The sequence below is a fragment of the uncultured Bifidobacterium sp. genome (assembly GCF_945269915.1).
Taxonomy (GTDB): domain Bacteria; phylum Actinomycetota; class Actinomycetes; order Actinomycetales; family Bifidobacteriaceae; genus Bombiscardovia; species Bombiscardovia indica.
The window spans coordinates 1-24,296 of the sequence record NZ_CALYOY010000003.1; the positions used below are offsets into that span (position 1 = coordinate 1).

Sequence of the window (24,296 nt, forward strand, 5' to 3'; positions counted from 1 at the left end):
TCCCCCTAGCTCCACGGACAGGGTTTCCGGGGTTTCCCGGGAGCCCTTTTCGTTTTCTCCTGATTTTCCCACCGGTCTAAGAGCATCCCGCAGGTGTCTGTGTTCTGCAAGGACGGTCCAGGACCGGGCGGGATAACCCAGGGCAGGTTACGCACCCGTGGCGCCAGAGGAAGCTAACTCACGATCAGGAGGACAAGGCACTACCGGGCAGACCATTCCGGCCTGGTCAAGCCAAAGCCGTCATCGACCCTCGGTCACTGTAACGGCGTTGCATGCCGCGGCCGACGACATGATTCAAACCATGCCGACTACGTTCCATTTCAATCCTGTCACACTTGTTTCAGCTATACGACAACAAACCAAGAATAGACATGTACTATACAGGTACTAGACATGTCGACATTATTAAGGTACAATACAGATATGAACGATGGCAGCAAGAAATCAGCAAAGGCGCACAGACTGCAGTCACAGTCCGTCGCCGACAAACTTGCGGAGCGTATCATCAAGGGGCAGCTCCAGAATGAGGAACGTCTGGCCTCTGAACAGGCTCTTGCCGAAGAGTTCGGCGTCGCCCGCGGAACCTTACGCAACGCCCTGGCTATACTCAACGAGCGCAGGATGGTGACCACCAGACCGGGTGTGGGCTCTTTCGTTTCCTACCACGGTCACAACATGCGGCATTCCTGGGGATGGGCGCAAGCCACAGCTCAGACCGGCTCCCCCACTACTACGGAAATCCTCTCCACCACCAAGGGCTCAGCACCCGAACAGTTAGGCAGAGCATACGGGATAGACGTCGATATGTACACGATCGTCAGGCGCAGACTGAGTGGGGGCATTCCCGTTTCAGTGGAAATATCACACCTGCCATCCACCCCGGTTCTCGACCTGCTCATGGAACGCGGTCTGCTTGGTGACTCCATATCAATGACCATGAAAGCCGCGGGCCTCGAACCTGTCAGCGGTGTCCAGGATGCCCGTGTGGACCTGCCACCGGAAGAGTATAGGCAACCCTTGGGAATGACCGGAGACCATGCTTTCCTGATTGTGGACAGGGCCAGTTTCGACAAGGACAATCGACTGGTGGAATTCGTTACGTCCTACTTAAATCCAGAGCACTTCACATTGCACATCGAATTCGGAGGTACACAGAGCAATGAACAAGACTGAAGAAAGCGCCCTTGGTGCATTGACGGGATTATCGCTGGGAGATGCACTGGGCATGCCCACGCAGAGCATGAGTCCAGCAGCCATTCGTGAAGCCTATGGCAGGGTTGATACCCTGCGTGACGCTATACCCAATCAACCCATCGCCCCTGGTATGCCTGCAGGTTCAGTCACCGATGACACGGAACAGGCATTGATTGTGGCAGATTTAATCATCAATGGCCGGGGCCATATCGACCCCGTTGACTTCTCTAAACGCCTTCTGGCCTGGGAGGACGATATGAAATCCCGAGGATCGCTCGATCTCTTGGGACCCTCCACCAAGCTGGCCCTGGAGCAGGTTCGTCAGGGTGCGGACATATCAAGCACAGGGAAAACCGGTACCACCAATGGGGCAGCCATGCGTGTCACCCCCGTCGGCATAGCCAACAGGCCTGATGATACGCGGACGCTGGCGAACCGGATCTACGAGTCCTGCCAAGTCACCCACGATACGGTTGCGGGCTTCCAAGGCGCCGCATTGATCAGCACGGTGGTGAGCCTGGGGGTTGAGGGAATGCCCATTCGCGAGGCTTTGGAAGAATCCCTGCGCGTGGTGCACTCCATGGACTCCCGTGGAGCCTGGACACCCAAGGCTTCTGTCCCCGCACGTGCCCGTCAGGCAATACATCTGTCCGAGGAATTCCTGGACGAAGACGATTTCGAGCAGCACCTGATAGCGGACTGCGGCACCTCGGTTGAATCAAATGAATCAGTCGCGGCTTCCTTTGCCCTGGCTTGGAGGTTCGCGGACAACCCCCAAACCTCCCTTTTCACAGCGGTGAACCTTGGCGGCGATACCGATACCATCGCCGCGATGACCGGTGCCATGACTGGTGCCTGTGCCGGTCCCGACGCTTTCGATGCCGCATTATGTTCACAGGTGGCCGCGGTATCCCACCTCAACCTGCCGAAAGCGGCCCGTGCGCTAACCGCCTTGAGATAGCTATTCCGACCGGGTCGAAATCTGACACCTTTCATGGTTGCGGCAGCCTCAGCCAACTCGCAGACCGCCACATTGCTGTATGCCACATCTTCTACCCGGAGCATGCCAATTCCAATGTTCAACATGAGTCAAAGGAGACAATACATGCCAACTACAACAAAACAGAGCACCATTCTCTCCAGGGTGGAGCAAAGAGGCATCGAACCTGTGCCCGAAAACGAAAGGAACGGATCACCCGGTCAGCTGTTCTGGGTCTGGTTCGCCGCCAATATCTCCATCATGGGAATACCTCTCGGAGCCACCCTGATTGCCCAGGGGCTCAACCTCTGGCAAGCCGTCCTCGCTACGATCATCGGAGCTTTCGGCTCCTTTGCACTGGTGGGCGTGATTTCCATAGCCGGGAAAAGGGGCGGAGCCCCAACCCTTACCCTATCCAGAGCCATTTTCGGTGTCAGAGGCAATGCAGGCCCCACACTCGTGGCTCTCCTTTCCAGGTTGGGCTGGGAAACGGTAAACACGATGACCGGGGCATTCGCGCTACTGTCGCTCTTAGCCATCATCTTCGGCACCTCGGCCGACGCCAAGCACTCTCCCCTCCTGACCTTCGCCTGCATTGCCATCTTCGTGGCGCTGACGGTGGTCGTTTCGGCCGCCGGTCATGCCTTCATCCTCAACGTGCAGAAGTGGGCCACTTGGGTATTCGGAGCACTTACCCTTCTGGTGGCAATCTATCTGGCAACGACCGTCGACTGGTCTTCTTTTGTCGGTAATGCACCCGGCTCAGCCAGCGCCTTTCTAATCGGCATCGGCACCATTGCCGCCGGCTCGGGCATCGGCTGGGTCAATTCCGGTGCGGATATGGCCCGTTACCAGAAAACCTCGGTAAAATCCGGCTCCCTGGTTCTTAGCGCCGCAGCCGGAGCCGGCATACCTCTTGTCGTCGTCATCGGCCTGGGGTCAGCACTGACCGCAGGCAATTCAACCATTGCCGCCGCTGCTGATCCGGTAGCCGCTGTCCGTGGCGCACTTCCTGCATGGGTCTCCATCCCCTATCTGGTTGCCGCTTTCGCCGGGTTGCTCATGTCCAACAACCTTTCCGTCTATTCAGCCGGCCTGACCACCATCACCCTGGGCATCAGGATTCCCCGCGCCTATGCGGTCATCGTCGATGTGGTGGTGACAACTTGCGGAGCCCTATACTTCACCCTGGGATCAGACGGTTTCTACGGTCCCTTCGTCACCTTCATCTCCCTGCTGGCCATACCGTTGAGCACTTGGGCAGGTATCTTCCTGACAGATATGATTTCCCGCAAACGTTATGATGCCGACGGTCTCATGAATCTTCAACCCGACTCCCCCTACTGGTACTGGCACGGAATCAATCTTCCGGCCATCATCAGCTGGCTGGTTGGAATCATTGCAGGCTTCCTCTTCGTGACGGCCCAGGTCTCCAAAGATGAGATCTGGTTCTCCGGCCCCCTGGCTGAAAGCTTCCTGGGCAGGAATGGCCTGGCATGGCTTGTCTCCCTCCTGTTGGGAGGGATCCTCTATGGCTTTCTGCATATCCTCTCCGGGGAATCCGCAGCAATGAAGGAGAATAACCATGAATGAATCCGATTCAGCGACCAGGAAACCTTGCATTCTCCATCTCGGTCAGGTGGTGGTGGACCTGAGCATGGATATCGACCACCTCCCGGAGCGCGGTGGGGACATATTCGCCACTCGGAGTGCCATGGCGGTCGGTGGTGGATACAACGTACTCCGTGCCGCCAGGCAAATGGAGGCCCCGATTTCCTATATGGGTGCTCTTGGTACAGGACCCATGGCGGATATGTCCCGTCAGGCCTTGGCATCCATACAGGTTCCCGCCAAGGGGCCAGTCCTCGATGACTGCGATACCGGATATTCGATCGCCTTGATTGAACCCTCGGGTGAACGGACCTTCGTCTCCGCACGAGGAGCCGAAACCCGCGTACCCGAAGGTACCTACGAAGGCATGAGCCTAGTTGCCGGTGATGTCATCTACATGAGCGGATATTCCTTCTGCCATAAGGACAACAGTCGAAGTCTGGTCGGGTTCGCCAGGAAACACCAGGGGGACAGATTACCGGTCCTCTTCGATATCGGGCCCATGGTGGCCGATATAGACCTGAACGTACTCAAAACGGTCAACGGTCTTCATCCAATCTGGTCCCTCAACGAGCGTGAGGGACCAATCCTGGCAGACCGCCTTGGGTGCAGGCCTGCAACGGCTGATGGGACCGAACCGGAATCCATCTGCAGCAGCCTCTGTCTAGGTCTCGGCAGCCCGGTAATTCTCAGGGCCGGTGCCCGCGGAGCATGGTATTGTCAGCCGGACAATACGAAGGGATGCCGGTACATCCCCACTCCGCGAGTCAATGCTGTTGACACCAACGGAGCCGGTGATGCCCACGCAGGTGTCCTCTGCGCAGCCATCTTCCAAGGCATGCCCATGGAGGAAGCACTGATCTGGGCCAACTGCGCAGGAGCCCTTTCCACCACGCAACGTGGACCGGCCACCTGCCCGGATGCGGAATCCATACGGAAAGCTGTCTCGTCCATGCTGAGATAAGCGAACAAAGTACATATAGAAGAGGGCCATCGGCTTCACAGCGGTGGCCCTCCTGCAATTCAAGGGATCAGAGACGCTTCCCCACCTCGTCGGCTGCGCGCAGGGCGTGGGCCACGTCGACGGGGGTGACCTCGAAGGGCATGTTCCCCATGGTCTCATCAGGGCCGCAGGCATGTTCGCCAACACTGAGCAGGTCCTCGTCGGTGGCGTCGCCAATGCCGATCTCCTCCAGGGATGTGGGCAGGCCGACCTGACGGAAGAAGTCATAGACCTCAGCCGTCTCGTCGAATGAGCGATCCTCCAGGACGAACTCGGCCAGGGTGCCGAAGGCCACCTTCTCCCCGTGGAGCATCTTGTGGGTGCCCTCCAGGGCGGTCATCCCGTCATGGATGGCGTGTGCCGCAGCCAGACCGGAGCTTTCGAATCCCAGTCCGCTGAGCAGGGTGTTGGCCTCGATGATGTTCTCCAGGGCGGCCGTGCGGATGCCTGCCTTTGCGGCGGCAACCGCCTTGGCCCCATCCTCGAGGAGGGTGTCGTGGCAGAGCTTGGCCAGGGTGAAGGCGGCGTTGGTGGCATGGCCTCCGGTCATGGTGATGGCATTGGACCGCACGCAGGCTGCTGCCTCGTAATAGGTGGCGAAGGCGTCACCGAGCCCTGCGACCAGGAACCGCACCGGGGCCTTGGCGATGATGTCGGTATCCATCAGAACGACGTTGGGGTTGGAAGGCAGGGGCAGGTACTTGTCGAAAACGCCGTCCGGACGGTAAAGGACGGACAGACGGGAGCAGGGTGCATCGGATGATGCAGCAGTGGGGACGATCATGACCGGCAGGTGGGCGTAGAAAGCCACGGCCTTGGCCGTATCCAGCGTTTTGCCGCCACCGATGCCGATGACCACATCGCTGGACCCCAGATGCTCCCGGTGGTGGTCGATCTCCTCGGCGGAGCACTCACCGCCGAACTCCATGAGCTGATAAGTCATCTGCTTCTGATCGAAGGAGGAGACGATCTGATCGTGATAGAGCTTGTCGATCATCGGATCGACGATGATGTGGGCGCCTCTGGAACCTATGGCCGCATATTCATCGGCCAGCTGTCCCATGGCACCTTCCTGCTGGATATAGCTTCCGGGAGAACATAGAACCTTACGCATGGCAACCCCTATCTAGATGACATATTTCGCTGAACCGTCATCGGCTCCTTGGATGAAGTCCATCATCCATCAGGACCGATTCTACCGGTATACGCTGACCGTGGCACCCGGACAAGACCAAGGCTGACTACTGGGCCGCCTTTGACGGTGGTGCCGGGGATGCGGAATCCGGGGACGACCCTGTTGTGGGTGTCGTTTCAGGAGCTGTCGGGGTCTTGGAGTTCGAGGCATCCGGACTGGGTTCAGGCTCCTGCTGGGTCGGTCTGGTGGTCTGCTGGGGCGTCTGGGTATGCCCCTGGCTGGGCTGGGTGGTCACACTGGGCTGACTCGTCTCCCCCCGTTCATCCTGGGGTCGGGTCGTTTCGGTAGGGTTGCCTTCGGTGGTCTGCTCGGTGGTCGATGGACTGACCACGTTGCGGACCACATGGTCGGTCCCCTCACCCTTGGTCAGGAGATTGATGGCCAGGGCGCTCAGGATGACCGCCACCAGGGCACTGACCACGGAAACGATGATGATGTTCCGTTTCCTGCGCTTGATCTGGGCGGGGGAAAGAGCAATGGCCCGACCACCCTGATGGGAACCACCGAGGGCATCATCACCACGGTGATTTCCTCCCCCATTGGTGGATACCACGGTTCTGCCGCCGTTCTGTCTCCCTCCGTTGTCGGCCGAAACCGGCTGCATGACAGTGGTCCGGCCGGAATCATGCCGGGCCGGAGGCAAAAGGGTCGTTTCTTCTCCTGAGGCCTGACCGCCTCCCGTCTTCCCACCCACAGGCCGCATGACCGTGGTTTCGCGACCGACCTGGGGCATGGTCTGGGTTTCCCGGTTCGAAGTATCGTCAGTCGTGTCCACGGCGTTCTTGTCGTCATCGCCGCCGATGACGGTCTCCTGGAACTTCTGCCCGGAGGCCTCCAGGACGTTCTTGTAGATCTGTGAGGCCACAGCCGACACAATGGAACCTATGGCCACTCCAATGATGGACCCTGCTACGCCGATCTTGGCCGCCAGCCAGAACGAGGTCATGGCAGCCAGGGCTCCGGCGGCTATCTGGGCCCACGAAATGTCATGGAAGAAATTCTTCAACCCCCGGCTCCTTCATACCCATCGGCTGCGTGTACTGATGAATCATGATAGCGCCGACCTGTGTCGAACTTGTGATAGGCCTCCGGGTATGCAGGCCGCACTCGCGCAAGGCCGAATGGTTACGACCCGGCCCCTCTTGGCTGGCGCCCGAAGGTTTCGCGCAGCGGTAATCAGTCCTGGTCGACCAGTCCCATGGGGCGATCCCAGTCTCCTCGCATGGCGATGGCCGGGCCCCTGTTGTAGTCGATCATGGACCACCGCAACTGACCGTCCTCCATGCTCCTGGCTGAAAGTCTGGCCCAATGCGCATTGCGCATGGTCACCATGCCCACATACTCGGGGTAGGTCTTCGCCATGCCCAGAATGGCCTGAAGAGCCTGGGAGATGAAGGAACCGTGCGAGAAGACAAAGAGATCGGTGTCCTCGTCGGCCGACAGGGCCCACTCGGTGATGGCCTCGAATCCACGCTCCCCCACATGGGGCTTGGACTCCGCGCCGTGCTTGAGTTCACCGCCGCCGCCACACATCCATGATGTATAGTCCTCGGGCCACCGGTCCATGACCTCTGCGGCACTGACACCCTCCCAGTCGCCGAATCCACGCTCACGCAGTCGGGTATCGGGATGGACCTCCACCCCCAGTGGATCGGCGAAGGCCCTTGCCGTGTCCATGGCCCGGGACAGGTCGGATGCGACCACCAGCTGTTTGCGTCCCTCGGGTACGGTATCGACGTATTCTCGGCGCAGTTCCTCGGCCGAACGCTCAACCTGCCAACGGCCGGTCGTATTCAGGGGGATGTCAATCTGCCCTTGCATGCGATGCTTGGCGTTGTAGTTGGTCTGCCCATGCCTGACCAGTGTCAGGGAGCGGACATGACGAAGAGAACCCGCCCCTTCGTTCATGACAAGGACTCCTCGTCCCGGTCGGGCCGGGCGAACCTGCTGCGCATGTCCGTATCCTCAAAACCGGCCATCATGGAATCGGGGTCCTCATCGGTCTGGTCATCCTCCAGGGTGAACCGGTGCTCCAGCTGGAGGTCGACCTGGGGGCAGTCCTTCCAGAGACGCTCGAGGTCATAGTACTTCCGGGCCTGCTTGTGCATGACGTGGATGACGAAGTCGCCGTAGTCCAGGAGGACCCATTGTGCCTCGTCGATGCCCTCGCGTGAACGCGTGTCACGCTTGCATTGGATGTGCAGCTGCTTCTCCACCTCCTCGGCGATGGCCAGGACCTGACGTTCGTTGCCGCCCGTGGCCACCATGAAGATGTCCGTGATGGCGATGGGCTGGGACACGTCGAAAGCGACGATGTCCATGGCCTTGATATCGTTGGCGGCCTTGGCGGCCACCCGTACCGCGTCTATGGAATCCTGCAATGCTGGCACTGATATGCCTTTCAACTGGATCTGTCCGAGGTCTCGGAAACTGCTCGGTTTATCTTACCTGTCATTATTCCTCACTCTTCGACCGGTGGAGGAACCCGGTTCCAAGTGAGGGGATCGCGCCGGGCGGGATACGCTCAACGCTCCCATTCGGGCTTCCAGTCCCCGACCGTGTGCTGATCGTTGGTGGAGTAGACCATGGCCCCTTCGGGAACCTGGTGACGAATCACCGACCCGGCCCCGGTCGTTGCCTCGTCGCCCACCTGGACCGGTGCCACGAAAAGGTTGCCTGCACCGACATGGACCCCGGACCCGATCTCGGTCCTGTTCTTGTGGACCCCGTCGTAGTTGGCCGTGATGGTTCCACCCCCGACATTGCTGTCGTGGCCGATATGGGTGTCACCGACATAGGAAAGGTGGGGGACCTTGGTCCCATGGTCGATATGGGCCTTCTTCATCTCCACGAAAGCTCCGGCCTTGGTGTCCTCGGCCAGGTCGTTGCCGGGTCTCAGGTAGGTCCAGGGCCCGATGCTGGCCCTGGCGCCGATGTGGGTCTCCTGAATCCTGGAGCGTTCCACTGTGGCACCCTGGTCGATGGTCGCATCAATCAGGGTGGTATAGGGACCGATGACCGCATCCGCGGAAATGGCGGTATGCCCCTGGAGGAGGCACCCGGGCAGGATGGTGGCATCGGGTTCGATGGACACATCGTCCTCGATCCATGTGGTCGCCGGATCCAGGATGGTCACCCCGGACCGCATCAGTTCATGACAGACCCGGATGTTGTGGTCCTTGGCCAGGGCAGCCAGCTGCACCCTGTCGTTGACACCTTCGACGCTGAGTGGGTCGGGCGCAGTGAAGGCACCGACGGTACCGGATTGGCGGGCGACCTCCAGGGCGTCCGTCAGGTAGAACTCCCCCTGGGCGTTGCTGTCCCGAAGCCCCCTGATGGCCTGGCAAAGCACGTCAACGTCGAAGACGTATACGGAGGTATTGACCTCCTTGACGGCAAGCTCGGTACCGGTGGCGTCCTTCTGTTCGACGATGCGGAGCACCCGCCCGTCCTGGTCACGGATGATGCGCCCGTACCCGGTTGGATCGTCCAGGTTCGCGGTCAGGACCGTGGCCCCATCTCCGGTCCTGACATGGTGGTCGATCAGGCCTCGAAGGGTGTCCGTGTCAAGAAGGGGCATATCGGAGGCCGCTATCAGCACGTACCCGTTCGGATCCAGGCTCTGACGCAACTGGTCCATGGCGCACTGGACGGCGCGGCCGGTACCGGGGCAATCGTCCTGCTGGACGATGCGAACCTGGCCATCGTAGGAACGTGCGGCCTCGGCCACCTTCTCGGCCTGGAAGTGGACCACCACTGCGGTCAGCCCCGGATCCAGGGCCGTAACCGATGCCATGACCCGCTCAAGGAAGGTCCTGCCGGCAAGCTTATGCAGGACCTTGGGCAGGGAGGAACGCATGCGGGTACCCTCACCGGCGGCCAGGATGATGCCCGCCGTCAGCCCTGATTCCGGCATCAAAACTCCACCACCCCGCTTTCGGCGACATCAATCAGGTCGTGGATGGAATTGACCACCTTATCGGGTCTGAAGGGGAAGGTCTCCACCTCTTCGCGCTTGGTGATGCCCGTCAGCACCAGGAAGGTGTTGAGGCCCGCCTCCACGCCGGCCACCACATCCGTATCCATCCTGTCGCCGATCATGGCGGTGGTCTCCGAGTGTCCACCGACCCTGTTCAGGGCGGTGCGGAACATGATGGGGTTGGGCTTGCCCACGAAGTAGGGCTCCCGGTTGGTGGCCTTGGTCACCAGGGCAGCCACGGATCCGGCCGCCGGCAGAACGCCGTTCTCGCTGGGGCCGGTGGCATCGGGGTTGGTGCAGATGAACCGGGCACCCCCCAGGATCAGACGGATGGCCGTCGTAATCGACTCAAAGGAGTAGGTCCTGGTCTCGCCCAGGATGACATAGTCGGGATTGATGTCGGACAGGATGAACCCGGCCTCGTGGAGGGCCGTGGTCAGACCGGCCTCGCCGATCACATAGGCGGATCCGCGCGGGATGGTGCGGGAGACGAAGTCGGCCGTGGCCAGGGCCGAGGTCCAGATCTTGTCTTCAGGAACGTCGATGCCGCTCCGGCCCAGTCTGGCCGAGAGGTCGCGCGGTGTGTAAATGGGGTTGTTGGTCAGTACCAGATACTGTCGGTTATGTTCCTTCAGCGTTTCGATGAATTCGGCAGCTCCGGGCAGGGCGGTGTTCTCATGCACCAGCACCCCATCCATATCGGTGAGCCAGGTTTCGATCTTCTTGACTGCCAAATCAGTTCCTTTCGGTTGATCACCAACCCCTCAAGGCCGTCTCCGACCGGAATCGGCGAGCGTAAGCTCCCCCACCTGGATTCGAACCAAGACCAAGGGTTCCAAAGACCCGTGTGCTGCCATTACACCATGGGGGAAAGGCGGAAGCAAGGTGCACCACCGAAATCATTATGCCACAAACCGACGATAGCGGCACACCGGTCATACCGGCGCGGCCAGCATATGTCGGCCCCGGGCCGCTCAGGCGAAGAGAAATCCCTGACCGTGATGGGCCGGGTAGGTATCGAAGAGCTTGGCCACGGAGCCGTCCTCGAAGACCGCCCTGATGGCTGAAGCCAGGAGGGGGGCGATGGAGAGCACGGTCAGTCCATCCCAACGCTTCTCGGAAGGAATCGGTACCGTGTCGGTCACGACGACCTCCTTGGCCTCGCAGTCCTGGAGCCTCTGGACGGCAGGACCGGACATGACCCCGTGCGTGGCCACGATGGTGATGGAGCTGGCACCGGCCTTACGAAGCACGTTGCAAGCCTCGGCGATGGTGCCACCGGTATCGATCAGATCATCGACCAGGACGCAATCCAACCCCTTCACATCGCCGACGACGCGGTGTGCCACGGCCTTGTTGGGCTGGGTGACGTCGCGGGTCTTGTGGATGAAGGCCAGAGGAACGCCGCCCAGGCGTTGGGCCCACTGCTCGGCCACCCGGATACGGCCGGCGTCGGGCGAGACCACGGCCACCTTGGAGAGGTCCATCCTGTCACGAACATAGTCCACCAGGACGGGCATGGCGATCAGGTGGTCCACCGGGCCATCGAAAAAGCCCTGGGACTGGGCGGCGTGCAGGTCGACCGACATGATGCGTTCGGCACCAGCGGTCTTGAGCAGGTCGAACATGAGTCGGCAGGAGATGGGTTCACGACCCAGATGCTTCTTGTCCTGGCGGGAGTATCCCAGGAGGGGGCAGACGGCGGTGATGCTGCCGGCCGAGGCGCGCTTCAGTGCATCGATCATGATCAACTGTTCCATGATGGACTTGTTGATAGGGTCAGCGTGGCTTTGCAGGACGAAAACATCGGCCCCGCGCACCGACTCCGTATACCGCACGTACATCTCTCCGTTGGCAAAGTCGTAGGCCGTGGTTTCCAGAACTTCGATGCCAAGTTGATTGGCCACATCCGCCGCAAGCCTCGGGTGGGTTCTGCCCGTTACAAGAATGAGATTTTTGCCTGGTCTGCCTTTGAGGATTGCACTCACCATATCTCCAAACGTTGTTGTCGCTGAAGCGGACAGCATCCATGATAATCGCGCGCACTGACACGGCGGGGAGTTCGTGTTGACCGGGCTCAGTCCGTGTCGGACTCGCCACCACGACTGTAGAGACCGTGTTTGTTGATGTACTGGACCACCCCGTCGGGCACCAGGTACCAGACCGGCATCCCCTTGGCGGAGCGCCGCCTGATGTCTGTGGAGGAGATGGCCAGGGCGGGGATCTCCAGCATGTCGACCTTCTGGTCGGGTAGGTTCAGGGCAGGCAGGCTGGGTGAATACCCGGGCCGGGTCACTGCCACGAAGTGGGCCAGGTCCCACATGGTATCGGCGTCCTTCCATCGCATGATCTCGGCTACCGCGTCTGCCCCGGTGATGAAGAAGAGGTCGCTGTCCGGCCTCAACCGCTGAATATCACGAAGGGTGTCGACGGTGTAGGTGATGCCCGGCCGGTCGATATCGACCCGGGAGACCGTGAACTTGGGATTGGAGGCGGTTGCGATCACCGTCATCAGATAACGGTCCTCGGCATTGGTCACGGCCTTGTCCAACTTGAAGACAGGCCGGCCGGTCGGCACGAAGATGACCTCATCGAGGTCGTAGACCCAGGCCACCTCCGAAGCGGCCACCAAGTGGCCATTGTGGATCGGGTCGAAGGTGCCGCCCATGATTCCGACCCTGGGGCGTGTACCCACCCCGGGGGCATCGGTATGGAGCCGCGTGGGCTCCGTCGGACTGGGCTGGTCCTTCCTGGACAGGTCGGACATCTTGCGGTTCCCGTCCGACTCCCCCGGATTCATCGGGCCTCCCCGGACGGTTCGGCTTCCCCGGAAGCCTCCTCCTGGTCCTCAGCCTTGGCCAGGAAGGCATTCTCCTTCTTCTCCTCAGTGACCTCCTGTTTGAGCTGCTCGGCACTGGGACTGACCCGGTCGGGATCGATCCGCTCCATATCGGCATTCCATTCCTCCTGGACCACCCGGCGAATCTCCGCAAAGGTGGGCAGGGGGAAGTTGGGCTGGTAGGCCCGGCGCACCTGTGCCACACACTGGGTGATGGTGACCAGGGAGGCCGACAGGTCGGCTATCTTCCCATCCTGTTCCTGCTTGCGGAAGTCAGGAACATGGTTCTCCATGACCGTTATCTGGCGGCGGACCTCATTGAGTTCCTCATCACTCGGGTCGCGGACCTCCTCGGAAACCTCGTCGGGCCAACCGATCAGCACCGCATCGGCGTACTCCAGGCAGGCACGCTGCTCGGCATCGGGGATGCCGTCCTCTATCTGGACCAAAAAGACATACCTGAGTATGCTGAGCCGCTCCGATGCCACCCGGAGCCATATGCGTGGATTGTCCTGCTCCTGACGGAACAGTTCCTCGATCTCTTCGTTCACGGGCGCACCTGCCCCCTTCCGTAGCCAATCCACTTGGTGGTCGTCAGCTCCTGCAAACCCATGGGGCCCCTGGCATGAAGTTTCTGGGTGGAGATGCCCAGCTCGGCCCCCATGCCGAACTGGCCGCCATCGGTGAACCTGGTCGAGGCGTTGACCATGACCACGGCCGAGTCCACCCGTTTGGTGAACTCCTCGATGGCCTCATAGTCCTCGGCCATGATGGCTTCGGTGTGCCCTGTGGAGTACCGGTTGATGTGATCGATGGCCTGGTCCAGGGAGTCGACCACCTTGACGGCCATCTTCAGGTCCAGGTACTCGGTCTCCCAGTCTTCGGGCCTGGCCTCCATGAGCAGTTCAGACGGCAGGGAAATCCCCTGGTCTCCCTGGTCGGCATCCAGGGACCTGAGGATGTCCATGGAGACGGTGTCCAGGTGGAGCTCCACCTGGGCGGCGGTAAGGGCTTGCGCGATCCGGGGCAGGAACCTGGCGGCCACGTCACGGTGGATGACCAGCTTCTCGGCGGCGTTGCAGACCCCGACGCGTTGGGTCTTGGCGTTGATGATGACCGGGATGGCCTTGTCCAGGTCGGCGGAACGATCCAGATAGATGTGGACGTTGCCGGCCCCGGTCTCGATCGTCGGCACCGTGGCCTGCGAGATGACGCTCCGGATAAGCCCCCGACCACCACGGGGCACCAGGAGGTCGATGTGACCCCGGGCCTGCATCAGGGCCTGGGCACCCTGTCTGCCGAATTCGTCCACTGCCGCCACCAGGGCGGGGTCCAGACCCCCCTGATCAAGGACCCTGCCAATCAGGCCCACCAGGGCCCGGTTGGTCCGTTCCGCCGCGTGGCCACCACGCAGGAGGACGGCGTTGCCTGATTTCAGGCATAGGGAGACCACATCGACGGTCACGTTGGGGCGGGCTTCGTAAATCATGGCCACGACCCCCAAGGGGACCCTGACCTGGTTGAGCCGCATCCCGTTGGGCATCTCATGCCCCCGGACCAGGCTGCCGAGCGGGTCGGGCAGGGCGGCCACCTGACGCACCTCCTGCGCCGCTGCGGCCACCCTGACCTTGTCCAGGCGGAGCCGGTCGATCAGACCGGCCGACATACCGGACTCGAAGGCCTCATCCAGATCGGAACGGTTGGCGGCCTCGATCTCTTCGGCCGAGGCGATCAGGGCATCGGCCAGAGCCGTGAGCAGGGCGTTCCTGGCGTCCCCATCCATCATGGCCAGCTTGGTCTGGGCGCTGGCGGCCCGGTCTGCCATGGCGCAGACCCTGGCGGAGACATCCGACTGACTCAGGGAGGTCTCTTGATCACTCATCCTGCGGTCCTCTCACGCTCCGGGGCCGATGGCCCATCCTTATCACTGCTCTGATTGTAACCCTGAGGTTGAGGTCGCCCGATTCGCCCATCAATGGTGTCCGTCGCAGAAACGCGAAGCAGCGGTCGGATTGCGAAGAGGCGAGTGCCGAGGATCCATTCGGCATGTCCTGGCTGGGGCTGCTGAAACGGCAGGAAGGCCCGACCGGATTCCGGCCGGGCCTTCCTGATGGTCACGGATGGACGATTCCTGCAATCAGTGGGTCTGATTGAGTCCCGGATAGAGCGGGAACTCCTCGACCAGACGGTCCACACGGGCCTTGAGCGCATCGACATCAGCGTTCCTGCCCTGCGCCAGGGCGGTGCCGATGACGTCGGCGACCTCCTCGTACTGGGCATTGCCGAAGCCGCGGGTGGCCAGGGCCGAAGTGCCGATACGCAGACCGGAGGCCACGGAGGCCGGACGGGGATCGAAGGGAACCGTGTTCCTGTTGACCGTGATGCCGACCTGTGCCAGGAGGTCCTCCCCCTGCTGGCCGTCCATCTCACTGTTGCGCAGGTCGACCATGACCAGGTGGACATCCGTTCCACCGGTCAGGACGGTGATCCCGTTGGCCGCCACATCGGGGGCCATCAGGCGCTCGGCCAGGATCTTGGCCCCTTCAAGGGTGCGCTGCATGCGCTGCTTGAACTCGGGGGTTCCAGCCAGCTTGAAGGCAACGGCCTTGGCGGCGATGACGTGCATGAGCGGGCCGCCCTGGTTCCCGGGGAAGACGGCGGAATTGATCTTCTTGCCGTACTCCTCCTTGGCCAGGATGAAGCCCGAACGGGGACCTCCCAGGGTCTTGTGGGCCGTGGAGGAGACCACGTCGGCATAGGGAACCGGGCTGGGGTGCAGACCGGCCGCCACCATGCCTGCGAAGTGGGCCATGTCCACCCAGAACCTGGCACCCACCTCGTCGGCGATCTCCTTCATGGCCTTGAAGTCCTCGATGCGCGGATAGGCGCTCCATCCTCCGATGATCAGGGCGGGGTGGGCCTCCTTGGCACGCCGACGGATGATCTCCGGATCGATGCGGAAGGTCTCGGGGTTCACCCCGTAAGCCTCCGCGTGGTAGAAACGACCGGAGAAATTGATCTTCATGCCGTGGGTCAGATGGCCGCCGTGGTCCAGGGCCAGGCCGAGGACGGTGTCACCCGGTTTGATCAGGGATTGGTAGACGGCTGCGTTGGCCTGGGCCCCGGAGTGGGGTTGGACATTGGCGTACTCGGCGCCGAAGAGTTCCTTGGCCCTGTTGCGGGCCAGGGTCTCGACCTGGTCGACCCACTCGCAGCCGCCGTAGTAGCGCCTGCCCGGATAGCCCTCGGCATACTTGTTGGTCAGCACGGACCCCTGGGCCTGCAGGACGGCCCTGGGAACGAAGTTCTCGGAGGCGATCATCTCAAGACCGTCGCGCTGACGGTCCAACTCATGATCAAGCAGCCGGGAGATCTCAGGATCGACCTGCGAGATCGAAGAGTTGAAGGCATCGTCGTATTGCTGTACCAGTTTCTCTTCGACCATCGGTCTCTCCTTTTGTTTGACGCTCAGCCGCACTCACTCAGGACTGATTGGCAATACTGTACGCTGGCCACGTTAACGAAACAGCCATTTCTCTTAGAATGTGTCCACATTGTGAACCGGGCCTGGGCAGGTGTGGAATCAGGATACCCTCTTCGGTCTTCTTGGAACACGGTTCTGCCCCTCGGCTGTACAGGGCCACCTCGGCCGTACCTTGGGCTAGAATCAACCCATATCCGGTTCGCCTTGCGGGGGGACCATCAGTGAGAGACCAGGGCGGAAGGGCACTACCGCATGAAGGCATTCCACAGCACACGCAGCAACGACCGGACCATGACATCCAGGCAGGCCATCCGTCAGGGCATGGCCCCGGACGGCGGTCTCTTCGTCACCGACCGGTTGGCATCGGTCCAGGTCGATCCGGCCTGCCTGTCCGGTCAGACCTACCAGCAGACCGCAGCCAGGATACTGGGACTGCTGCTGGACGACTACACGGCAGACGAATTGGACCAATCGATTCGTGCCGCCTACGGGGACCAGTGGTCCGACCCCAGGATCACCCCCCTGACCAAGGTGGGCGATGACTACATCCTGGAACTCTTTCATGGACCCACCTCGGCCTTCAAGGATGTGGCCCTGCAGATGCTGCCACAGCTGATGAGCCGCACCCTCCCCCAGGGCGGGGCGGACCAGCGGATCATGATCCTGACCGCCACCTCTGGAGATACCGGCAAGGCCGCCCTTGCAGGGTTCGCCGATGCACCCGGCACGGGTATCACGGTCTTCTACCCCGAGGGTAAGGTCAGCCAGGTGCAACGGCTGCAGATGGTCACCCAGGCGGGCTCCAACGTTCGCGTCTGCGCCGTCCGGGGCAACTTCGACGATGCCCAGTCGGCCGTCAAGACCATCTTCGCCGATCGGGACCTGGCCTCGAATCTGGCCAGTGGGGCCGGAACCGTCCTGTCGTCGGCCAATTCAATCAATGTGGGGCGCCTGGTCCCCCAGGTCGTCTATTACTTCCATGCCTACGGCTCCCTCCTCGACCAGGGCCGTATACAGGTGGGCGACCCGGTGGAGTTCTGCGTGCCAACCGGCAACTTCGGCGACATCCTGGCCGGATACTATGCCAGGATGATGGGCCTGCCCGTGGCCCGGCTGACCGTGGCCTCGGACCGGAACAAGGTCCTGAGCGACTTCCTGACCACCGGCGTCTACGACAGGAACCGGCCCTTCTACACCACCACCTCCCCCAGCATGGACATTCTCATCTCCTCCAACCTGGAGCGGATGCTCTACTACATGTCCAACGGCGACACGGAACTGATCGCCTCCCTGATGGAGGATCTGGCCACCACCGGCCGCTACCAGGTCCCGGCCGACCTCCTGGCCAGGATCCAGTCCCTCTTCGCCTGCGGCTGGGCCGATGAGGGTCAGGTATCGGCGGCCATTCACGATTGCTGGCAGGACCACCACTACCTGATCGACCCCCACACGGCTTGCGGCTACCATGTGATGGACCGCGAGCGCCGTCAGGACGGCATCCCCCGGGTCCTCCTCTCGACCGCCAGCCCCTACAAGTTCCCCCGGGTGGTGGGCCGGTCCCTGGGACTGGACACCCCGGAGAGCGACTTCGCCTGCATGGATGCCATCGCACAGGCCACCGGCACCACGGCCCCGGTCAACCTGCGCAACCTGGAGACCGAGGAGGTCCGTTTCGAGGACTGCATCGACATCGCCGACATGCCCGCTTATGTCCGCCGCGCTGCCATAGAGATGAGGGCCTAGCCAAAAGCCGACGGACCTTGGGTTCACAGTCCTGCCGTCACGAGTGTCCTTCCCTTGGAAAAGGCCTGCCGGCCAACTCCGGCGTTGGCCTCATAGCCACTGTCCACGGAGACAAGACAATCCGGCCCGGATGCCAACTGAGCAAACCGGAGGAAGGGTCATAGATCCTTGGCCAGATAGGCCTGGCGGGAAATGTACTTGGAAACCAGATCGATGACCACCAGGAGCGCCAAACCGATCAGCATTGTCCGCCAGGTATTGGCCGAGAAGAACAGCAGGACCTCGCTAAGGAAGGCGGACCAATCCAGGGGTATCTGGGCAATCAGGAGACCGAGAACAATCAACCCGACAGCATAGGTGAATATTTTCAACATCGCCTGGGTGGCGGTGTTGCGATAGAAAAGCGGCAGACACAGGTCAAGAAACACCATACCCAGAGCCAGGAGCGCCAGACCAGCCAGGACGATGCTTCCGAGCTCGTTCACGGCACCGCTGAAGTCCAGGACCCTGTTCCGGTAGGCTCGGGCCGTGAAAACCATAAGGATGAAACCCAGACCCATTCCCAGCGGAGTCAGATGAAGATACAGATACCTGCCCAGAATCTGATTCTTCCTCTGTACCGGCATGAGTCCGAAGAGGTTGCCTTCAGGTCCATCGAAGTTGAAGAAACAATCCACCAGTTGACCTATCATCAGACCGAAACAGCTGCCTGTCAACAGGCCCACCAATACATCAGAGACCTCATCGCCCAGACCGACAAGCACAATCAGCAGACACGAAACCAGGGGGAAGGCCCCGAGGATGGCAAGAATCATCCAAGCCCTGCCACGATGAGACCAACTTCTGCAGTCGGTTTTGGCCGCCAGCATTATCTGATTCATTGTTTGCCTCCCTCGTGGCCATTCCGGACTGACAGGGAAGCACCGCTCTTCACCCGGGAGGAGGCGGTTCCGCCATCCACGCTATGGAATTCAGGGGTGCTCCCCAATTGTCGCGGCCCATGGACCGTCAGACGCATAACCGTGTCGAAATCGGCACGCTGCATCTGGTAACGGCCTTCCCGGACTCCGGAATGTGCAGGGTCGGCGGCCTCCAGGAAGGTCTGTCTGTCCTCGCTTCGGATCAGGGCATCGAAGCCGGTGGCATAGGCGCGCAGACCCAGGAGCATGGATTCCTGCGCCCGGCTGATATCGCCATGGGCCCCCTGAACGAGCATGAAGGAATCCTCGAACTCGTCCTTTGGACCGGTGAAATAGACCGATCCTGCATTGATGTAGGTGATGAAATCGGCCACACTCTCCAGGTCTGCGGTGATGTGGGTGGAGAAGAGGACCGAATGCCGCCCATCCGCTATGTAGTCGACGAGGATGTCCATCAGCTCGTCCCTGGAGAGGACATCCAACCCGCTCGTGGGCTCGTCAAGGATGAGGAGTCTGGCATCGTGGCTCAGGGCGATGGCCAGCATGAGCTTCATCTGCATGCCCCGGGAGAGCTTCTTGATCTTCTGCCCGGGCTGGAGTCCGAACCGTTGCAGGTAGTCGGCATAGCGCCGGGAGTTCCATCTTGGGTAGAAGGGCGCCATGATCCTCTCGGCCGCCTCCACGTACCACTGGCCGTTGAGGAAGATGGAGTCGAAGACCACACCCAGATCGCCCTTGATGGCTTCCTCCTCCTGGATGTTGTCTCGTCCCAGGACCTGGATGTCACCCGAATCTCGCCTGATCATGTTCAGGATCAGCTTGATCAGGGTTGATTTGCCGGCGCCGTTTGGACCGATCAACCCCATGATGTATCCCAAGGGAAGATCAAGGGTCACGTCCTTGAGACCGAATCCCTCCTTGCTGGCCGCCATTCCTGTACCGCCTCTGCCAAGAAGTCCCTTCGGTCCCCTGGAATCCGGGTCATGATCAGGCCGCGCCCGGAAGCGCTTGCCGACATCACTGGCACGGAGAGCGTATTGCACATCATCCTGGCCTATTGCAGCCATGATTCCGTTCCCTTCCCTGGTCGCCGACGACCGGCTGACGAGAAAGGACCAGATGCGGATACGGATCCTGACGTCTCCCCGGCCCCTCGCTCAGGTACCGAGTCGGAGACGGTGTCATCCAGGACCTGCTCCAGGTTGGTACGGACCCATTCGGGGCCCATGCCTGCCTGGGCGGAAACCTGCACGGCCTCCTGCAGGAGGTTCTGGACCCTGTTCTGGAGCTGCCGGCGCATGACCTCATTGCCCCGGTCCATGACGAAGGTCCCCTTGCCCTGGATGTTCTCCACCAGACCCTCCTGGGCCAGTTCGTTGTAAGCCCGGGTCACGGTGAGCACGGACACCCTGAGTTCGCGGGCCAGGTGGCGCAGAGAGGGGAGCCCCTCCCCCGCCGCCAGGTCGCCGGACAGGATGGCAGAACGTATCTGGTCTTCTATCTGCTGGTAAATCGGCTTTCCGGACACGGATGAGATGATCAGTTTCATCCAGTCCTCCTTCTGTGTTTGAACAGGAACCGCCCGGTTAGGCTGTATCACTGTTTAGCTATACAATATAACAGTTTGGCCAACTGTGCAAGTCGGTTATATAACAGTTGCCCGTATCTCCCAGTCGAAAGACATCACCCATGGAACCTAATCGGCTTCATGGGGGGGGGGGGGGCAAGAAGCCTGTTCACAGTGATGGTCATGCCCGTGATTTCAGGTTCGCCCATGAGACGTTGGGAGGCCCCTGCAAGAACGGTTCGCTCTTATGCATTACCTCATTGGGCGAAGAAAGGGATGAAGGACCGCTCAGATCCGGAGTGGCGCCTGCTCGAAATCGTGGATGCCGCCGTCCGCCTCCTGGCAGATGCGCTCCCAGTCCCTGTCGGAGGAAGAGTCATACATGGCCCAGACCCGCATGCCCAGTGACTTGGCCGTGCGCACCGCGATAAGGATGTCCTCGAAGACCGTGCACCTTTCAGGAGGCAGACCGAGCCCCCTTGCGGCATGGAGGAAGATGTCCGGGCGCTCCTTGCCCCCCGGACCGGCGTCGTCGACACTGCAGACCATGTCGAAGCAATCCCGGATGCCGGCATGCTCCAGGGCGGTCTCCCTCAGCCGGGGGGCCAGACTGGTCGCCACGGCCAATCGGGCCCCGGTATTGCGCAGGTGATGCAGGTAGTCAAGGGCGTGCGGCTTAGGCCTGACCTTGGTGGCATACAGTTCCTGGGCAGTATCGTTCCATTCACTCATCAGGTCCTTCCAGTCCTCATCCAAGGAGAATCGCCTGATGGTGTAGTCGGCTATGTCGCCGAACTGCATGGCCGCCACCTCGTGGGCGTAGTCGGCGGGCATGGGGATGCCACGACGCTCGAAGAAGATCCTGTCCACTTCCGCCCAGACACCCATGGAATCCAAGAGGGTCCCATCCAAATCGAAAATAGCGCCCTTACCGGCATTGACAGGCTGTGTCATCCTGGACGGCCATCCTTTCCGGTTTTTCGAACCCCTGATGCTTCTGATGTGGTGAAAAACGTTCCCGCATCAGCTAGAGACGGCTGGAATCGAGGAGCTCCCGTGCATGCTCCAGGGAGGTCTCCGACTCGCTCCCGGCCAGCATGCGGGCGATTTCCCGCTGGCGGGATTCACCGCTGACCTGACTTATGACCGTTTCCACCCCGCCAGCCTGGCCGGCCCCCTTGGAGACCACAAAATGGGCATCGGCCCAGGAAGCCACCTGGGGCAGGTGGGTGACCACAATCACCTGGGATGTGGCCGCCAGCCTGGCCAGACGACGTCCCAGCTCCACGGCGGCACGACCGCCCACACCGGCATCGACCTCATCAAAGATGAAGGTCATGGAAGGCCCGGCCTCATCCCGGCCGTCTCCGGATTTCCGGTCAATGGCCCTGGCATCGGCCGCCACCAGCTCCATGGCCAGCATCAGACGGCTCAGCTCACCGCCCGAGGCGCTCTTGCCCATGGGCAACCGGGGCGACCCCGGGTAGGGGGTGAAGAGGAAGGCTATATCATCCAGCCCCTGCGAATCCAGGGCCTCGTCGGGCCGTTGGACGATCTTGACCTCCAGGCCGGCCCCTGCCATGGCCAGGGATTTCAGCTCATCAGAGACCTTGCCACCCAGGTCTCGTCCGGCCTTGTCCCTAACCCGAGAAAGAGCCCTGGCCGCTTGCAGGGCCCGGTCCCTCTCCAGGTCGCACCGGTCCTGGAGCTCCTGGAGCTTCTCGGGCGAGGCGTCCATATCTTCCAGGTCCAACCGGGACTTCTCCCGCCAGGCCAGCACATCATCAATGGTGGGCCCCCAACGCCGGGTCAGCTCCGATAGATCGTGGATCCGGGCGTTGATCCTGTCCAGGTCGCCCTCCTGAACCTCGTCATCCACCTCGCTGCTCAGGGTGAAGACCAGGTCCGCCAGGTCGGTGTTGATTGACCGCAGCCGTTCGGCGCTCTCCTTGAAGACCCCATCCACCCCGATCCCATCCAGGGCGGAGATGGCCTGGTCGATCAGTCCTGAGACCGAGGGCCCATCCCCGTCAGGATCGACCTGGGAGGCATCCAAGGCTCCCAGCGCCACCCGCAGCCCCTGGCTGATCTGGGCGGCATGCTCAATCCTGTCGCGTTGCAGGTGCAGATCATCGTCCTCCCCGGGATGGGGATCCACCCGATCGATCCGGTCAATGGACTCACGCAGGTAGTCGGCCTGGGCCGCCATGCCCGTCTCCTGATTGCGCAGGGTCTCCAGGTGCTCCCTGGTCTCCTGGTAGGTTGCCCAGGCCGCACGGAAGGCGGCCAGTTCCTGCCCGTCACGGGCATAGGCATCCAGGAAGTCCCGTTGCCGGCCCGGAGCGGCCATCCTCAGCTGATCGGCCTGACCGTGCACGGTGATCAGGTCGGCGGAGACCTCCTCAAGTAAGGAACGAGGGGCCGTCCGCCCGTTGACGCTCGCCCGGGAACGTCCCGTGACCGGAATCGACCGGGAGATGAAAATCTGGCCATCCTCCTCACCGGGCAGTCCCGCCTGGCTGATGACCTCGACAGGGGCGCGATCCCCCTCCGGCAGGAAGATGCCCTGAACCCAGGCCTCGGAAGAACCCGGCGCAACCAGGTCGGACCGGGTCGGAGCCCCGGAGATCAGTCTGATGGCATTGAGCAGCATGGACTTGCCGGCCCCGGTCTCCCCGGTGATGGCCGTCATGCCGGAAGCGGGTCGCAGCAAGGCCTGGTGGATGGGTCCCAGATCACGGACTTCCAATTCTTCCAGCATCAGCGGCCCCCGTCGGGTACCCGGGTACCGGTCCCGGGGAGGTTGGGCTTGTGCTGCTCGCGCCATCCGACAACCGGCAGGTCGAACTTGGAGACCAGCCGCTGGGTGAAGGGCACCCCGGACAGGCGGGCAAGGCGAAGGATGTCATGGGACTGACGGACGACGACCCGGGACTCCCTGGGAACCTCGCGCTGGCGCCGCCCGTCGTTGCATATCCAGCCGGCCGACTGGGAGTCCCCCAGGATGTCCAGGGTAAAGGTGGAATCCGGGCCGATGATCAGGGATCGGGCGAAGAGGGCGTGGGCCGCGATGGGCACCATCTGCAGGGAACGGGCATCGGGCCAGACGATGGGCCCCCCGACCGAGAAGGCGTAGGCGGTCGACCCGGTGGGGGTGGCCACGATCATTCCGTCGCACCCGAAGGAGCTCATCTCCACATCGTCCACCCGTACGGAGACCTCGATCATCTTGCCCCGGTCATAGCGCTCCAGGGTCATGTCGTTCAGGGCCCAGTCGGTCAGGGGCTCATCGGCCCCCGGAAGCCAAAGGTCCACATGGGCCACCATGCGTTCGTCGATGGAGTAGTCGTGGTCGGCCACCCGTCGGATGGCCTCCCCTATCTGGAAGCTCTCGAATTCGGCAAGGAACCCGATATGGCCCAGGTTGACCCCCAGTATGGGTACCTCGGTGCACTTCACCAGCTCGGCCGCGCGCAGGATGGTCCCGTCCCCTCCCAGGACGATGACGATCTCGGTGTCGTCCTGGACCCGCTGCGAGGGTTCACCGAAGGCGGGGGCCTCGATGTTGTCGATGATGTCGACCCTGAAGCCGTCGGTCTGGAGCTGATGGACCACCTCGTTGACCAGGTTGCCGCTGGAGCGCACGCTGCTGTGCGTGACCACCACCGCGTTGCGTTTGCCCATGGGCATACCTCCCAAGTATGACCTTGACGGCCCATGACGGGGACCGGACCTGTCACCCATCGGCGAGCCGCAGTGTTTTCCATCCTATCCGCTCCGCC

At 61.7% G+C, this 24,296-nt stretch carries 20 protein-coding genes, 1 tRNA gene and 2 pseudogenes; 5 read left to right on the forward strand and 18 right to left on the reverse strand.

All coding sequences use genetic code 11. From position 1 onward, the window contains the following. The first annotated feature begins 423 nt into the window (after positions 1 to 423). From Q0K62_RS00995 to Q0K62_RS01010, 4 genes are all read left to right on the forward strand, one after another. Positions 424 to 1,173 (forward strand): GntR family transcriptional regulator, encoded by a 750-nt coding sequence (locus Q0K62_RS00995; RefSeq protein WP_297316122.1) that lies wholly within the window; start codon positions 424 to 426, stop codon positions 1,171 to 1,173. Further along, a complete protein-coding gene (locus tag Q0K62_RS01000) occupies positions 1,160 to 2,155 on the forward strand; it encodes an ADP-ribosylglycohydrolase family protein (protein WP_297316123.1) in 996 nt (331 codons plus the stop codon). Before Q0K62_RS00995 ends, Q0K62_RS01000 begins: the two co-directional genes overlap by 14 nt. Positions 2,156 to 2,299: 144 nt before the next feature. After that, positions 2,300 to 3,766: a cytosine permease gene (locus Q0K62_RS01005; protein WP_297316124.1), complete on the forward strand. Its 1,467-nt coding sequence runs from the start codon at positions 2,300 to 2,302 to the stop codon at positions 3,764 to 3,766. Next, positions 3,759 to 4,748, forward strand: a complete 990-nt coding sequence (locus tag Q0K62_RS01010; protein ID WP_297316125.1) for a PfkB family carbohydrate kinase — start codon at positions 3,759 to 3,761, stop codon at positions 4,746 to 4,748. The genes Q0K62_RS01005 and Q0K62_RS01010 overlap by 8 nt, the downstream gene beginning before the upstream one ends. Positions 4,749 to 4,815: 67 nt before the next feature. Here Q0K62_RS01010 and Q0K62_RS01015 read toward each other — a convergent pair whose 3' ends face one another. The 12 genes from Q0K62_RS01015 to glyA form a co-directional block, all read right to left on the reverse strand. Further along, a complete protein-coding gene (locus tag Q0K62_RS01015) occupies positions 4,816 to 5,901 on the reverse strand; it encodes a glycerol dehydrogenase (RefSeq protein ID WP_297316126.1) in 1,086 nt (361 codons plus the stop codon). A gap of 127 nt (positions 5,902 to 6,028) precedes the next feature. Next, complete coding sequence (locus Q0K62_RS01020; RefSeq protein WP_297316127.1) at positions 6,029 to 6,988, reverse strand: hypothetical protein; 960 nt, start codon at positions 6,986 to 6,988, stop codon at positions 6,029 to 6,031. Between the two features lie 170 nt (positions 6,989 to 7,158). After that, positions 7,159 to 7,890 carry a histidine phosphatase family protein gene (locus Q0K62_RS01025; RefSeq protein WP_297316128.1) on the reverse strand — a complete coding sequence of 244 codons (732 nt, stop codon included), beginning with the start codon at positions 7,888 to 7,890 and terminating at the stop codon, positions 7,159 to 7,161. Then, on the reverse strand, positions 7,887 to 8,372 hold the full coding sequence (gene rsfS, locus Q0K62_RS01030; RefSeq protein ID WP_297316129.1) for a ribosome silencing factor: 486 nt from the start codon (positions 8,370 to 8,372) through the stop codon (positions 7,887 to 7,889). Before rsfS ends, Q0K62_RS01025 begins: the two co-directional genes overlap by 4 nt. 134 nt (positions 8,373 to 8,506) lie before the next feature. Then, a complete protein-coding gene (glmU, locus tag Q0K62_RS01035; protein ID WP_297316130.1) occupies positions 8,507 to 9,898 on the reverse strand; it encodes a bifunctional UDP-N-acetylglucosamine diphosphorylase/glucosamine-1-phosphate N-acetyltransferase GlmU in 1,392 nt (463 codons plus the stop codon). Then, a complete protein-coding gene (locus Q0K62_RS01040; protein ID WP_297316131.1) occupies positions 9,898 to 10,695 on the reverse strand; it encodes an HAD-IIA family hydrolase in 798 nt (265 codons plus the stop codon). Before Q0K62_RS01040 ends, glmU begins: the two co-directional genes overlap by 1 nt. Positions 10,696 to 10,761: 66 nt before the next feature. After that, positions 10,762 to 10,832, reverse strand: a tRNA-Gln gene (locus Q0K62_RS01045). A gap of 103 nt (positions 10,833 to 10,935) precedes the next feature. Further along, positions 10,936 to 11,949: a ribose-phosphate diphosphokinase gene (locus Q0K62_RS01050; RefSeq protein WP_297316176.1), complete on the reverse strand. Its 1,014-nt coding sequence runs from the start codon at positions 11,947 to 11,949 to the stop codon at positions 10,936 to 10,938. A gap of 89 nt (positions 11,950 to 12,038) precedes the next feature. Next, the gene (nadD, locus tag Q0K62_RS01055; protein WP_339349461.1) at positions 12,039 to 12,761 is read right to left on the reverse strand and encodes a nicotinate-nucleotide adenylyltransferase; all 723 of its coding nucleotides are present in this window, start codon (positions 12,759 to 12,761) and stop codon (positions 12,039 to 12,041) included. Next, entirely contained in the window at positions 12,758 to 13,351 is a 594-nt protein-coding gene (locus Q0K62_RS01060; protein WP_297316132.1) for a phosphoribosylglycinamide synthetase, read from the reverse strand. The genes nadD and Q0K62_RS01060 overlap by 4 nt, the downstream gene beginning before the upstream one ends. Next, positions 13,348 to 14,682, reverse strand: a complete 1,335-nt coding sequence (locus tag Q0K62_RS01065) for a glutamate-5-semialdehyde dehydrogenase (protein ID WP_297316133.1) — start codon at positions 14,680 to 14,682, stop codon at positions 13,348 to 13,350. Before Q0K62_RS01065 ends, Q0K62_RS01060 begins: the two co-directional genes overlap by 4 nt. A gap of 255 nt (positions 14,683 to 14,937) precedes the next feature. Continuing rightward, the gene (gene glyA, locus Q0K62_RS01070) at positions 14,938 to 16,245 is read right to left on the reverse strand and encodes a serine hydroxymethyltransferase (protein WP_297316134.1); all 1,308 of its coding nucleotides are present in this window, start codon (positions 16,243 to 16,245) and stop codon (positions 14,938 to 14,940) included. A gap of 291 nt (positions 16,246 to 16,536) precedes the next feature. On the opposite strand from glyA, the gene thrC reads away from it, so the two are divergent. Continuing rightward, complete coding sequence (gene thrC, locus Q0K62_RS01075; RefSeq protein ID WP_297316135.1) at positions 16,537 to 18,027, forward strand: threonine synthase; 1,491 nt, start codon at positions 16,537 to 16,539, stop codon at positions 18,025 to 18,027. A 158-nt stretch (positions 18,028 to 18,185) separates the two neighbouring features. Here the strand turns inward: thrC and Q0K62_RS01080 are convergent, their stop codons facing one another. From Q0K62_RS01080 to Q0K62_RS01105, 6 genes and pseudogenes are all read right to left on the reverse strand, one after another. Further along, entirely contained in the window at positions 18,186 to 18,842 is a 657-nt protein-coding gene (locus Q0K62_RS01080; protein ID WP_297316136.1) for a hypothetical protein, read from the reverse strand. 290 nt (positions 18,843 to 19,132) lie between these two features. Next, a pseudogene (locus tag Q0K62_RS01085) lies at positions 19,133 to 19,879 on the reverse strand (ABC transporter ATP-binding protein); the annotation flags it as partial. Positions 19,880 to 20,217: 338 nt separating this feature from the next. Beyond that, positions 20,218 to 20,496: pseudogene (locus Q0K62_RS01090) on the reverse strand (GntR family transcriptional regulator); the annotation flags it as partial. A 306-nt stretch (positions 20,497 to 20,802) separates the two neighbouring features. Further along, entirely contained in the window at positions 20,803 to 21,468 is a 666-nt protein-coding gene (locus Q0K62_RS01095) for an HAD family phosphatase (RefSeq protein ID WP_297316137.1), read from the reverse strand. Between the two features lie 73 nt (positions 21,469 to 21,541). Then, on the reverse strand, positions 21,542 to 23,275 hold the full coding sequence (recN, locus tag Q0K62_RS01100; protein ID WP_297316138.1) for a DNA repair protein RecN: 1,734 nt from the start codon (positions 23,273 to 23,275) through the stop codon (positions 21,542 to 21,544). Next, the gene (locus Q0K62_RS01105; protein WP_297316139.1) at positions 23,275 to 24,198 is read right to left on the reverse strand and encodes an NAD kinase; all 924 of its coding nucleotides are present in this window, start codon (positions 24,196 to 24,198) and stop codon (positions 23,275 to 23,277) included. Before Q0K62_RS01105 ends, recN begins: the two co-directional genes overlap by 1 nt. Between the last annotated feature and the right edge of the window lie 98 nt (positions 24,199 to 24,296).

Excerpts from the sequence above, each read along its gene's own strand:
- Q0K62_RS00995 (WP_297316122.1), top strand. The coding sequence starts at position 424 with ATGAACGATGGCAGCAAGAAATCAGCAAAGGCGCACAGACTGCAGTCA.
- Q0K62_RS01000 (WP_297316123.1), top strand. The coding sequence starts at position 1,160 with ATGAACAAGACTGAAGAAAGCGCCCTTGGTGCATTGACGGGATTATCG.
- Q0K62_RS01005 (WP_297316124.1), top strand. The coding sequence starts at position 2,300 with ATGCCAACTACAACAAAACAGAGCACCATTCTCTCCAGGGTGGAGCAA.
- Q0K62_RS01010 (WP_297316125.1), top strand. The coding sequence starts at position 3,759 with ATGAATGAATCCGATTCAGCGACCAGGAAACCTTGCATTCTCCATCTC.
- Q0K62_RS01015 (WP_297316126.1), bottom strand. The coding sequence starts at position 5,901 with ATGCGTAAGGTTCTATGTTCTCCCGGAAGCTATATCCAGCAGGAAGGT.
- Q0K62_RS01025 (WP_297316128.1), bottom strand. The coding sequence starts at position 7,890 with ATGAACGAAGGGGCGGGTTCTCTTCGTCATGTCCGCTCCCTGACACTG.
- glmU (WP_297316130.1), bottom strand. The coding sequence starts at position 9,898 with ATGCCGGAATCAGGGCTGACGGCGGGCATCATCCTGGCCGCCGGTGAG.
- nadD (WP_339349461.1), bottom strand. The coding sequence starts at position 12,761 with ATGAATCCGGGGGAGTCGGACGGGAACCGCAAGATGTCCGACCTGTCC.
- Q0K62_RS01065 (WP_297316133.1), bottom strand. The coding sequence starts at position 14,682 with ATGAGTGATCAAGAGACCTCCCTGAGTCAGTCGGATGTCTCCGCCAGG.
- glyA (WP_297316134.1), bottom strand. The coding sequence starts at position 16,245 with ATGGTCGAAGAGAAACTGGTACAGCAATACGACGATGCCTTCAACTCT.
- thrC (WP_297316135.1), top strand. The coding sequence starts at position 16,537 with ATGAAGGCATTCCACAGCACACGCAGCAACGACCGGACCATGACATCC.
- Q0K62_RS01080 (WP_297316136.1), bottom strand. The coding sequence starts at position 18,842 with ATGATTCTTGCCATCCTCGGGGCCTTCCCCCTGGTTTCGTGTCTGCTG.
- Q0K62_RS01095 (WP_297316137.1), bottom strand. The coding sequence starts at position 21,468 with ATGACACAGCCTGTCAATGCCGGTAAGGGCGCTATTTTCGATTTGGAT.
- recN (WP_297316138.1), bottom strand. The coding sequence starts at position 23,275 with ATGCTGGAAGAATTGGAAGTCCGTGATCTGGGACCCATCCACCAGGCC.
- Q0K62_RS01105 (WP_297316139.1), bottom strand. The coding sequence starts at position 24,198 with ATGGGCAAACGCAACGCGGTGGTGGTCACGCACAGCAGCGTGCGCTCC.